Origin of the sequence: Planktothricoides raciborskii GIHE-MW2 (genome assembly GCF_040564635.1) — a bacterium.
In the GTDB taxonomy this organism is placed as follows: Bacteria; Cyanobacteriota; Cyanobacteriia; order Cyanobacteriales; family Laspinemataceae; genus Planktothricoides; species Planktothricoides raciborskii.
In genome coordinates this window covers 1,663,763-1,677,099 of record NZ_CP159837.1, presented here as the reverse complement: position 1 = coordinate 1,677,099, position 13,337 = coordinate 1,663,763, and the positions used below count along the sequence as shown (strand labels likewise).

At 45.5% G+C, this 13,337-nt stretch carries 3 protein-coding genes; 2 read left to right on the top strand and 1 reads right to left on the bottom strand.

Annotated elements, in window-relative coordinates:
* Positions 1–101 precede the first annotated feature (101 nt).
* Positions 102–2,108 carry an ATP-binding protein gene (locus tag ABWT76_RS07040; RefSeq protein ID WP_190880563.1) on the top strand — a complete coding sequence of 669 codons (2,007 nt, stop codon included), beginning with the start codon at positions 102–104 and terminating at the stop codon, positions 2,106–2,108.
* 43 nt (positions 2,109–2,151) lie between these two features.
* On the opposite strand, the gene ABWT76_RS07035 is transcribed toward ABWT76_RS07040, so the two are convergent.
* Complete coding sequence (locus tag ABWT76_RS07035) at positions 2,152–9,909, bottom strand: Ig-like domain-containing protein (protein ID WP_354635851.1); 7,758 nt, start codon at positions 9,907–9,909, stop codon at positions 2,152–2,154.
* 191 nt (positions 9,910–10,100) lie between these two features.
* On the opposite strand from ABWT76_RS07035, the gene ABWT76_RS07030 reads away from it, so the two are divergent.
* Positions 10,101–13,235 (top strand): cadherin-like domain-containing protein, encoded by a 3,135-nt coding sequence (locus ABWT76_RS07030; RefSeq protein ID WP_190880559.1) that lies wholly within the window; start codon positions 10,101–10,103, stop codon positions 13,233–13,235.
* Positions 13,236–13,337 lie beyond the last annotated feature (102 nt).

Here is a 13,337-nt window from a genome sequence, read left to right as displayed (position 1 = left end):
TTGAGTTATACCATAATCAGTAGAGACCTATCTACCCGATCCAATTTCTTTCTTGATGATTGTGGTTGGAAAAAAGCATCCTTTCGAGTTAGACAATTGCTATGTTTAAACCCGGTCGTTCATCCTTTCGTCGTATTCTCCTCACGCGGATTTTACTGTTGAGCATTCCTGTCTTGCTGATGGGAGAGTACACCACTTATCGGAAAGCTCGTTCCGCCCTCCTGGAAACTGCCCGCCAGAACCTAACAGAAAGCGCCATCCGCAAAGGACAAAGTATTGAAACATCTGTTAAAGCCTTAGAAGCCAGCTTATTAACCGCTACTGAAGCCACGGTCTTGCAGTCAGAAGAAACCGCAGCGATCGCCCAATACCTACAGACCCTTGATGAACGACTGCCCACCAAAGTGCAATGCACCCAGTTAACCGACATCGCCACCAATAGAATCATCGCTAGTACCTGTGGATCGGCACCGATTTATCGTCAACTGCCCCTGGACAAGTGGCAAAATCCTAGTCCAGATTCTTCTCTGGTGGATGTCAGCCTACAGTTGTCCGAAAATCAGCCATCATCCTCAGAAGAACGTCAGAGAAACATGAGGATGGTTTTCTCCGCCCCGGTGTTTCCGGGCAACGTAGTTTCTGGGGGGAATATACGCTATGCCTTAAGCCTTCTGTCAACTTTGGAACAAGAAACCGTGGGCAAGCGAGGGTCTTTGACCGGACAGACCGTAGTGATTGATGTGTTTGATACCACCTATCAGCAGGAAAATGGCACAATTGTGGAACATTTGAGCCCCGATCGCGCTGGGACGAATATTGCGGAGGAAGCAGACGCCGATCGCCTCAGAAGTATTGTCAGAAACGCGATCAGCGGTAAACAGGATTTTGTCCATTTATTTGACTTTGAAGCCCCAGGCATCGAGTTGATTTCCGGATATACCGCGATCGCCTCTCCTGTATCTCCAGACAAAAGGTGGATTATCTTAGCGGTGACTCGACTCGACAATGCTCTAGCCGGTCTCAAAGAAATTCAGAAGGTCTTATTTACCTTGATTTTTAGCCTCATAGCTGCCAACTTGGTAGTCACTTGGTACTTAACTTTGGAGTTAGCCCGTCCCATTGAACAGTTGCAAGCTTATGCCTTAAACGTACATCGCCGCCAAACCGAAGGTGACACTGGCCCAATTAAACTCAAAATCACTGAATTTCAACAATTAGCTGATGCCCTTGATACGATGGTCGAGCGCCTGAAAGCTTGGGCGACAGAACTGGAAAGCGCATGGCAAGAAGCAAAAGTAGCGAACCAGCTAAAAAATGAGTTTTTGGCCACCATTTCCCATGAACTAAGAACGCCTTTGAATGCGATTATTGGCTGCATTCGCTTGGTGCGGGATGACTGCTGTGATGACCGGGAGGAAGAGGTGGAGTTTTTACAGCGAGCCGATGATGCGGCGATTCATTTGCTAAATATTATTAACGATATTCTGGATATTTCTAAAATTGAGGCGGGGACTCTTTCGGTGACATTAGAGCCGGTGGATGTCAGCCGGATTATTAAAGAAGTGATTGAAATCCAAGAAAATGCGATCGCCCAGAAGGGACTGCATTTATCCGTCCAAGAATACCCAGAACCTCTGGTGGTGGAAGCCGATCCGAGCAAGCTGAAGCAGGTGTTATTAAATTTAATGAATAATTGCATTAAGTTCACCGACACCGGGAGTATTACCATCAGCACTCGTCTGGAATCCAGTTATACGGAAGTAATGAACCGCGTTTCCACCACCACGGAAACCCTGGATGGCAGTGGCAAAGGGGCGACAGATGTGGTGATTACTTTAAAAGATACCGGCATCGGTATTGCTTTGGAGCAACAACAAAAGTTATTTCAACCCTTTGTGATGGTGGATGGTTCCACCACTCGGCGGCATGGGGGCACGGGTTTGGGGTTGGCGATCGCCCGCAATTTAATCGAACTGATGGGCGGCACTATTATGCTGAACAGTAAAGGAGTCGGTCAGGGGACGACGGTAGAAATCGCTTTGCCCAAAGCTAATCTCCTGCCGTCTTCTGCCCTGAAAAATCCCTCTGTAGGGGCGAACAGTTTGTAGGGGCGAGACAGCTTTCCGCCCGAACAGCCACTCTGGGGTAAACCTACAGGGGTAAAACTGTCACCGTCACCGCTGGATCTACCAATAAGGTGGCAATGTTCTCTAGTCCAGCCTGACCAAACTTGTTTAAGCCGTTTTCCGTTCCTAGGGGCACAAATCCGATCACCGCCACCGTATCTCCCTCGTTGCCAACTACTGTGAGGATGCCATCTTCGGTGATTTGGGTCAGGTCTTCTGTGTCCAGAGTTAGAGTATTGTTGCCAAACCCCGTCAGGTCAATTTGCGAGATTTGAGAAATGGGCGGCTGCGGGAACGCTCGCAGGTCGAGATTAACGTTCGCCCCAGAAATCCGCAGGATGTCTTTACCAATGCCGCCACTGGCATTTTTGAACAGAATATCGCTGACTACTAAGACATCATCCCCCGGACCCCCCTGCAAGTCATCTTGACCCCCACCACCAATCAGCACATCATTGCCTCCTTTACCTAACAGGCGATCGCCTTTCGCCGTCCCTGTCAGTAAATCATTTTCATCGCTGCCCTCGACGTTGAAGCCGCCAAAATTCACCGTCACCCCTGGGGTGACTAATACCACTTTCGTCTCATCTTCAAAAATAAACTTATTTAAACCTCCCTCGGTTCCAGCAGATAAAAAGTCTGGCAACTCCACCACATCTCCCTCACTCGTCACCTCCCCAAGTTCATTCACAATCGGGGGATTTGCTAACACTACTAACGGCTGGTCTTTATCAGGAATTGTCTTAAGATTCGCCCCGCTGATTTTTATGGTATGATTGCCCGCACTGGTCAGGTCAATTTGTTCAATTCCCCGGATAGAAGGAATGGGAAATGGACTGAAATCTAACTTGATATCTTCAGTGCTATCAATCCGCAGCACATCGCTGCCTGAACCGCCGCTGATCCGATTAAACCCGACGTTATTTAAAATAATAATATCATCCCCTAAATCCCCAGAGATATTGTCAAAACCACCGCCACTGGATAACACATCATTGCCACGTCCACCAACTAGGACTTCTGCGGCGGCTGTCCCGGCGATGTTATCATTGCCCTCATTCCCTTTAATGAGTTGACCGCCTTGATAAGCCGGAGTGCCAAAGACAAAATAAGACGGCCCAGGACATATTTTATCGTTAGAATGTTGGATTTCTGTTTCAATTGTTAAATCATCAAATCCATCGCTATTGATGTCTTTACCCGCCCGCAAGGAAATTGTCACTTGATTACCGCTAGGGGCGATCGCAAATCCGCGATTTCCCAAATTTGCCAAATCCACTGTTGGCAGGGCAATTGGCGGTGGCAAAGGAAATATTAAACCCAACGGATCGAGAAATGCTTGAATTGGGTCACGCGGCCCCGCATTACTTTTCCCAAAAATCATGTATGATGGGCCAGAAGCCCGTAACGGATCAGCCTTCGGGGGCGATACAATTAAATCCTTTAAACCATCTCCATTAAAATCACCCCCTGGGGCAATACTAAAATTAGTAATATCCCCCAAACTAGAATGATTAATTTTAAATCCCGCACTGCCTAAATTTTGCAGATTTACATCAATACTTTGCTTTTCATTCTTACCAAATACCACATACGCATCTCCCGGCAACAACACTCCCGGTGTGTCTGACTTCGGTGGCCCAATAATCACATCATCCAAGCCATCCCCATTCACATCTCCCGCTGGTGTTATCTGTCGATTTGATAAATCTTCCGCCAAATTAACATCAGAAACCGGGTTTCTTAAAGATGTCTGTTGGGATAAAGAAGTTGACGCAGAAACCCGGTTTCTCAAACCGGCAGGATTATTAATCGCAAATCCCAACGGTTTTGGCTCAGGATAAGTTAGGCCAAAAAACTCAAACACTTTTTTAATTGCCTGCTGAACTGGGGTCAGCGGCGGTGGATTCAAATCATTGAGATTAATCGATCGCTCATCTTCTTTACCAAAAATAACATAAATTTTTGAAGCAATTTCACTGGGATTTTTTCCGGGAATTAGCAGAAAATCTTGCTTTTTGTCTCCATTGATATCCCCAGCAGGAATACTAGAAAAATCCCGTAAAGCCTGCACGGGCTTTTCGGGTTTTCCCGTGGCAGGATTAATTTTTTCCTGACCTGTGGCTGGGTCAATTACCGGGTCACTGCCGAGATAATATCCTGCCGAACCCAATGCATCTAAATTAACGGTTTTGCTGTTATTCTTACCAAAAACAACATAAGATTTATTAGAACCACTATTTGGGTCGGGGTCAGCTTCAATTACTAAGTCCGGCAAGTTATCTCCATTTGTGTCCCCCCCGGCAGAAATTTTGCGACCAGCTAAAGTTTCTTTATTGCTGGTAATATCAAAACCGCGAGGCTGGGAAGGAAAAAATATTTGAAACGGGTCAATTACCGATAGAATTGGGTCACGAGGCGGGGCTGCAAGATTGGTTAAATCAATGGGCTGTTCGTCAGATTTACCAAACACAACAAAGGCACTATTTGAGCCAAACCCAATGGCTGATTTGTTGGAAAATCCAATCAATAAATCGTCTTTTTTATCCCCATTAATATCCGCAGTGGGTAAGACATCACGACCAGCAAAATCAACTACCGGCGTTCCTAATACGGGAGCAGAGGTAATGGCAAAACCAACTTTCGGTGGCCCGAATAATTCCGCTAAATCGAATTTTTGCGGCGCGGGATTATTTAAGTAAGGAAAATCAACCTGCTGGTTATTATTTTTGCCAAACAGGACATAATACGGCCCATAATCGGGGATATTCGGATTAGCAATGGGAGCCTTGACGAGTAAGTCTGTCCATTTGTCGCCGTTAAAATCCCCGGCTCTGATGATGGGACGACCGGCTTGATCGAAAGTGCCAGTGCCAATAATTTTAAACCCTTTAGTGCCCAGATTTTTGACGTTGATATTACTGGGAGGAATGGTGGGTAATGAACCCCCTAATAAACTTAATAAAGAGTTTAAAAATGGCGTGGCGTTGCTGTTGGGGTCTTGGCCAAAAACAATATAGGATGGAACAGAGTTTCCTATTTCAGGAATTTCCTGAAAACTGTTAAACAGAACGTCTTCTAATTCGTCGCCATTGAGGTCGCCAACGGGCATTGTTGCGTAGTTGGGTTTGTCCCCAGCATCCGCAGGGTCTTTGGCAAAAATCCGATAACCTGTACCACTTTCGGCGGGGTCTTTGGTGAGGTCTACGTCGTTGCCATCTTCTTTGCCAAAGATGAGAAAATTTTTGTCGGCGTTGACATCTTTAACCACTAAATCAGGCAGACCATCACCGTTAATATCTTCAGCGGGTACTATGCTGATATTGACACATTTTTCTTCTCCGTCTCCTTTGGTTTCTCCGGTGATTTCAAAGCCGCCATCACCTGCTACAAGGGTTTCAATATCTGCGGTGTCAGTGACTTCTATATTGGCAGTTAGGGTGGTGGGTTCTCCTTGTCCATTGTCTATGGTGAAGTCAAAAGAAGCCGGTCCCACATAACCTTCATCAGCGATAAAGGTAATTTCGCCATTTTTTAGGGAAACTTCACCGTTGATGGGGTTGGAAACTTCGGCGATCGCTTGGTTGTTGGTGGTGAGTTGAATTTGAGGAACTTTTAGGGGTTTGCTGAGAAAGGCTTTTAGGGGGTTGTCCGGGGTTCCTACCGGGGTAAGGACGTTGATGCTGAAAGTCTGGCTGGCGGTTTGGACCCCCCCTGCCCCCCCTTCAAAAGGGGGGGAATCGTTTAAGGTTAGGGTAATTTCCGCAGTCCCTGTTTGTCCCGCTGCGGGGGTAATGGTGAGGATGCGGTTAGCCCCTTCTCCAGTTATAGAGAAACCGGGTTTCTGCGTTAACTCTCCTGTTCCAGCGGAAGTATCTGGAAGAAACCCGGTTTCTGAGTTAGGAATAAGGGCAGGATTTGAAGAACTGAAAGAGAAACCGGGTTTCTGGGTTTGCTGGGTTAAGGTTTCTGTGAGAATTTCACTGTCCCCAATGTTGACTGCCACACTGATGGGACTGTCTTGACGGGTGGAAACCGCCAACGGAATTGCTTCAATGGTTAATTGATCGGGAACGTTAGTCACCGTTAGTTCGATGCGTCGATCCAATATTTGACCATTGGCATTCGTCGCCCGCACAATAATCGGTATGACTGGGGTTTGTTCAAAGTCGATCGCTGCACCTGGGGCAACTTGTAGCTGTTGGGTGGTTGTTGGTTGTTGGTTGTTGGTTGGTTGTTGGTTGGTTTCTGAGGTTTCTGAAATTACAAATTTGCCACCGGCATCGTCTAATAAGCTAAAGGTGGCACCTTCTGACCCTTCCGGGATGCTCAAAGTACCGACTAGGGTTCCCCCTGGGCTATTTTCCGCTACTTGCCGATGGCGGGCTCCCCCGCTCCCCGGCTCCCCGGCTCCCCCGCTGATGATAATATCTGTGGGCGGTGGGCCGGGGTTTTCCTCGTTGGCAATGTCCGTCAGGGGAATATTGAGGACTTTTTCAAAGGCGTCGCCGTTGTTGGTGGTGACTTGAATTCTAATCGGGATGGTGGGGGTGGCTTCAAAGTCTAAGGCAGAACCGCCATTAGCCACAATCAGCAAGTTGCCGAAAATGGCAAATCTTCCTCCGGCATCATCTAATAAGGTGTATGAAAAGAAACCGGGTTTCTGCGTTGACTCTCCGGTTTCAGCCGAGGTATCTGGAAGAAACCCGGTTTCTGAAATGGTGGATAAAAGACCGATTAGGGTGCCGTTGGGACTGTTTTCGGGAATGCTGCTGTTGGAAAGGGCTAAATCCGCGATCGCTGCTGGTGGGGGCAAGACCGTAAAGCTAAAAGTCTGAGTAGCAGTCTGACTCCCATCATTTAAGTTAAGGGTGATTTCGGTAGTACCCGACTGTCCGGGGGTCGGGGTAATGATTAAGCTGCGGTTTGCCCCTTGTCCAGTGATAAAGAAACCGGGTTTCTGTGTTAACTCTCCGGTTTCAGCGGAAATATCTGAAAGAAACCCGGTTTCTGAGTTGGGGACTAACCCAATATTTGAGGAACTGCCTGTAATGATAATCGGCCCGGTGGCAATTTCCGCATCCCCAATGGTGATGGGGATGTTAGCTTGGGTGTCTTGAGGAGTGGAGACAGGGGCAATTTTCGCTATGGATAATTGATCGGGTACATTCAGCACGTTGACGGTCAAAACTTGGTCTAAGGTTTGACCATTGGCATTTGCTGCCCGAACTCTAATCGGAATTGTTGGGTTAGTTTCAAAATTAATATCTGCACCAGGGGCAACTTGAATTTGTTGTTGGTTGCTTGTTGCTTGTTGTTGGTTGGTGGTTGGTGAAATGACAAATTTGCCACCGGCATCGTCTACTAAGAAGAAGGTGGCGCCTTCTGACCCTTCCGGGATGCTCAAAGTACCGACTACGGTTCCCCCTGGACTATTTTCGGCTACTGTAGGGGTGATTTGCGAACCGTCCCTACTGACGATAATTTCCGTGGGCGCAGGACTGGGGTTTTCTTCATTCACCAGGTTAATTAAGTCAACGGTGACAGGTTGAGAGAAGGTTAAACCTGCTGCGGTGGTGACTTGAACGGTTAAGGGAATATTGGGAGTTGTTTCAAAATCTAATAAATCCTCACCATTGGCGACCACAATTTGATTGCCAACAATGGCGAAGCGACCCCCGGCATCATCTACTAACAAGAAACCGGGTTTCTGCGTTAACTCTCCGGTTTCTGCCGAGGTGTCTGGAACAAACCCGGTTTCTGAAGCCCCCGTGGTGGATAATGTGCCAACAATCGTCCCATTAGCACTTTTTTCGGCAATGTTGCTATTTGATAACACCACCTCTGTGACTGGCGGCGAGACCCTAAAGCTAAAAGTCTGAGTAGCAGTCTGACTACCATCATTTAAGTTAAGGGTGATTTCGGTAGTACCCGACTGTCCGGGGGTCGGGGTAATGATTAAGCTGCGGTTTGCCCCTTGTCCAGTGATAAAGAAACCGGGTTTCTGTGTTAACTCTCCGGTTTCAGCGGAAATATCTGAAAGAAACCCGGTTTCTGAGTTGGGGACTAACCCAATATTTGAGGAACTGCCTGTAATGCTAATCTGCCCGGTGGCAACTTCAATATCCCCAATGGTGATGGGGACGTTAGCTTGGGTGTCTTGAGGCGTGGAGACAGGGGCAATTTTCGCTATGGATAATTCATCCGGCATATTCAGCACGTTGACGGTCAAAACCTGGTCTAAGGTTTGACCATTGGCATTTGCCACCCGAACCCGAATCGGAATTGTTGGGTTAGTTTCAAAATTAATATCTGCACCAGGGGCAACTTTTAGAGAAAAGAAACCGGGTTTCTGCGTTGATTCTCCGATTTCAGCCGAGGTATCTGGAAGAAACCCGGTTTCTGAAATGACAAATCTGCCACCGGCATCGTCTACTAAGAAGAAGGTGGCGCCTTCTGACCCTTCCGGGATGCTCAAAGTACCGACTAGGGTTCCCCCTGGACTATTTTCGGCAACGGATAAGAAACCGGGTTTCTGCGTTAATTCTCCTGTTTCAGCCGAAGTATCTGGAAGAAACCCGGTTTCTATAATAATTTCCGTGGGCGCAGGACTGGGGTTTTCTTCATTCACCAGGTTAATTAAGTCAACGGTGACAGGTTGAGAGAAGGTTAAACCTGCTGCGGTGGTGACTTGAACGGTTAAGGGAATATTGGGAGTTGTTTCAAAATCTAATAAATCCCCACCATTGGCGACTACAATGGCGTTGCCAACAATGGCGAAGCGACCCCCAGCATCATCTACTAACAAGAAACCGGGTTTCTGCGTTGATTCTCCGGTTTCTGCCGAGGTGTCTGGAAGAAACCCGGTTTCTGAGACCCCACTAATGGATAATGTGCCAACAATTGTCCCATTAGGGCTATTTTCGGCAATTTTGTTGTTAGAAATTACCAGGGATAAGAAACCGGGTTTCTGCGTTGATTCTCCGGTTCCTACTGTTTCAGCCGAGGTGTCTGGAAGAAACCCGGTTTCTGAGACTAACTCGACAAAGTTTGAGGCGTTCAGGGTGATGCCTTTGCTGACCCCCCCTTTGATGATGGCCAGAAATTCCCCAGTTAGCCGATTTTGAATAATAATATTGTCTGCGTATTCATCGACCCCTGGGAAGATATTCAGTTGTTCAAATTTCAGGCCATTAATTAAGCCAATAAAATCTTTTTCTAGACCAAAGTCTAATAACCAATCGGCGTCAGTAATTTCTGGGCCGCCTGTCCCTTGACCAATGACAAAAGTATCGTCCCCAAGACCGCCGAAAATGCTGTCAGCCCCTTTGTCTCCATAAATTAGGTCATGGTTGCGATCGCCATAAAGGATGTCATTGCCGATACCTCCGCGCAAAGTATCGTCATTTTGGCCGCCGTAAATTAAATCTGCCCCTTCATTGCCATTGAGAAAGTCGTTTTCCGTGCTCCCATTTAGGGTGTCATCTCCTTCACCCCCGAAAAGCGCATCTTGACCTGAATCACCAAAAATTAGGTCATTCCCTTTGTCACCATAAGTCGTGTCATCGCCGTTATTTCCCAGGAGGGTATCGTTGTCCTGTCCACCACGCAGTAAATCATTACCTTCTCCCCCATCAATTAAGTCTTTGTCTTCGTTACCATTGATGGTGTCATCTCCTGATAGGCCGTTGATGGTATCATCCCCAACGAGTCCTAAGATTTCGTCTGCCGCGTCTGTGCCTTGTAGAAAATCTTTGTCTAATGTGCCGATAATTAGTGCCATTTTCTTACCGTTCCCCAATGCGCTTTTATGATGGGCGGATTCTAGATGATAATATTAATTATTGGGGATGTCTCTTAGACTTTTGTCTATTTTTTTACTCAGTGAAGATTATTTTACCACAAAGACACAAAGGACACAAAGGGTATTTTAAGAGGTAAAATAAGAAGAGATGTTAGTCGCTGGTTTTTGTGATGATGAACTTAATCGATTTTCAAGCAGCTACAGAAAATTTATTGGCCAATTCCCTAGGGGAAGTCTTTTCTTTAGCAACTCCTGACCTATTTACTCCTCTTTCCTCTCGCTTCTCTCCGGCTTCCCCTGCCCTGGCAATGGCTGATTCACCTTTGCCAGAGATATCCCCAGAGATAAATGTTGGGCAAAAGCGAGAACCTGATGCCGCAAATGATACAATTATTATTAATGAAAATACTTCCACAGTTATTGAACTGCTCAAAAATGATTTTGGAGATTTAGATGTAATTATTGGCAATGATGGTACTAATTTTTTATGGCAAAATAATGGCAAAGGAATTCTGACTAATGCGGGCAAGTTGGGCAGTTCTTTTAGTAGCGCGATCGCCTTGGGTGATTTAGATAAAGATGGGGATTTGGATGCTTTGGTCGGCAATTATGGTAAAGCAAATACGGTTTGGCTAAATGATGGCACAGGGGTTTATACCGATAGTGGTCAAAGTTTGGGCAATTCTTTGACGACCGCTGTTGCATTAGGGGATTTAGATGGAGACGAAGATTTAGATTTATTTGAAGGCAATAATCGTCAAGGAAATAAGGTTTGGCTGAATGATGGCACAGGAAAATTTACGGATTCTGGGCAGAGTTTGGGCAACTTTTTTACTACCGCGATCGCTCTTGCGGATTTGGATGGCAATCAGACATTAGATGTGTTTGAAGGAAATGCTGGTCAACCGAATCGAATCTGGCTAAATAATGGCAGTGGAATATTTACCGATAGTGGTCAAACTTTGGGCAATTCTTTTACCAAAGCCGTAGCCCTGGGAGACTTAAATGGTGACAATAATATTGATGCATTTATTGGCAATGCCGGACAACCAAACCAAGTTTGGCTGAACCAAGGTGGGGGCGTTTTTATTGATAGCCAACAAGCCTTGGGAAATGCGGTGACGGTTGCGGTAGCTTTGGGGGATTTAAATGGAGATAAACATCTGGATGTATTTGTCGGTAATGCCGGACAACCCTCAGAAGTTTGGCTGAATGATGGGTCGGGAAAGTACACCAATACTCAGCAAAAACTAGGTAATTCATTAACTCAATCGGTGGCTTTGGGAGATTTAGATAATGACCAAGATGTAGATGCTTTTTTGGCCAATAAATTACAACCGAATAAAGTTTGGTTAAATGATGGCAGTGGTAAATTTACTGATAGTGGTCAAAACCTGGGTAATGCGGCAAGTTTAGCTGTGGCTTTAGGGGATGTAGACAAGCTCAGATCCGATACTTTAAGATTGATTAATAAACCCACTAATGGCACGGTTCAACTAAAGCGAGAAACTGGGGAAATTGTTTATACTCCGAAGCCAAATTTTAATGGAGATGACCAATTCAGTTATCAAGTTTTTGATGGTGGCACTTACAGCACCACCGCTGAGGTAAAAGTGACGGTTTTGCCGGTGAATGATGCCCCTTTTATCGCCATTAATTCGGGAATAAACCTGTCACCGGAATTGAAAAAGCCTCAGCCAATTACCAAAGCCCAATTGCAAGTGATGGATGTGGAACAGTCAGCGGCAGAATTAACTTATACCCTCACTGAGTCACCGACTATTGGGACTTTCAAATTAGGGGAAACTGAGTTAACTGTGGGCAAAACCTTTACCCAAGCGGATATTGATAGCAATAAATTGACTTATGAACTGACTAAATTAGAAAAACCTAGCGATCGCTTTTCCTTTACGGTCAGCGATGGGCAAGGGGGTGAATTAGTTCCTCAAACATTTAATATTAATATCGGTGGGGCAAATATTCCCCTAAATTTGGTGACAAATCAAGCCTTAACTTTGGATGAAGGCAGGGATGCGGCGATTACCAAAACTAATTTAGAAACGGTGATGTTGGGTGGGGAAAATATCCTCTATACTTTAACAGCCCTGCCCAAAGCTGGGAAGTTGAATAAGAATGGAACTGAGTTAAAATTAGGAGATAAGTTCACTCAAGAGGAAATTAATAGTAACACAATTACTTACAAACATGATGGCAGCAAAACGGTGACAGATATATTTTCCTTTACGGCAACAGCACCGGGTATTCCGGCAATTACGGGCAGCTTTAATATTGCCGTAGTTCCATTAGATAACAACGAAAATATTAACGTTGGTTTTAGTGTGAAGGCTGGGGAAACTGCGGCGATTAAAACGGCAAATTTGCCCGGAATCCAACCACAGAATAACCCGGAAAATAATCCGGTGGTTTATACTTTAACTTCTTTACCGGAAAACGGCACTTTGTTGGTGAATGGTACGCCGTTGGGGTTGGGAAATACCTTGACTCAAACCCAAATTAATAATAATGAAATAAATTATCTACACAATGGCACAGAAACGACCAGCGATCGCTTTACTGTGACGATATTTGATACCAAAGGTAATTCGATTACTACGGAGTTTAATATTACGGTCAATCCGGTGAATAATCCTCCGGGTCTAGAGATCAATAATGGGATGACCATCAAACCAGGGGCGATCGCAATTATTGGGGAAGGGGCTTTATTTAGTCAGACCACAGAAAAAGCTGAGATTCGTTATATTCTCACGAATACCCCCACCAGTGGTACGTTAAAATTAGCAGAAAATCCTTTAAGTCCAGGGATGGTTTTTACTCCCGCTGATTTGGCAGCAAATCGGCTGACTTATCAACAGGAACTTCGGGACGCAAAAAGCGATGTTTTTACCTTTAATGTGGTGGATACTCAGGGTGGAGAAACTCCGGGAACATTTAATATTACTATTACCCCGACGAATGAAAGTCCGACGATGATGACTTTACGACAGCTTACTCTGAGAAAACCCGGAAAACCAGCGGTAATTAATCAGAGTTATTTACAGGCGATCGACCCCAATAACGATCCGTTTACTTATACCCTGGTTTCTGTTCCCGCGAGTGGCACATTGTTGCTTAATGGCACCCCATTAAAAATTGGGTCGAGTTTTACCCAAGATCAGGTGAATAACCATCAGTTGATTTATCAAAATACTAACGGCAGTGTGAAAAAGGACTTATTTAGTTTTACCGTAGCTGACACATTTGGCGGCAAGCTGAATAATCAAGTCTTTAATATTGCGATCGCGTAAAAATTGTTGTTTGTTGATGGTTATTTGTTGTTTGTTGATGGTTATTTGTTGTTTGTTGATTGTTGATTGTTAATTATTGTTTATTCAATCTGTAGGGGCAAA

Bases quoted from the DNA above. Each gene is read 5' to 3' on its own strand.
- ABWT76_RS07030 (WP_190880559.1), top strand. From the start codon at position 10,101: ATGATGAACTTAATCGATTTTCAAGCAGCTACAGAAAATTTATTGGCC.
- ABWT76_RS07040 (WP_190880563.1), top strand. From the start codon at position 102: ATGTTTAAACCCGGTCGTTCATCCTTTCGTCGTATTCTCCTCACGCGG.
- ABWT76_RS07035 (WP_354635851.1), bottom strand. From the start codon at position 9,909: ATGGCACTAATTATCGGCACATTAGACAAAGATTTTCTACAAGGCACA.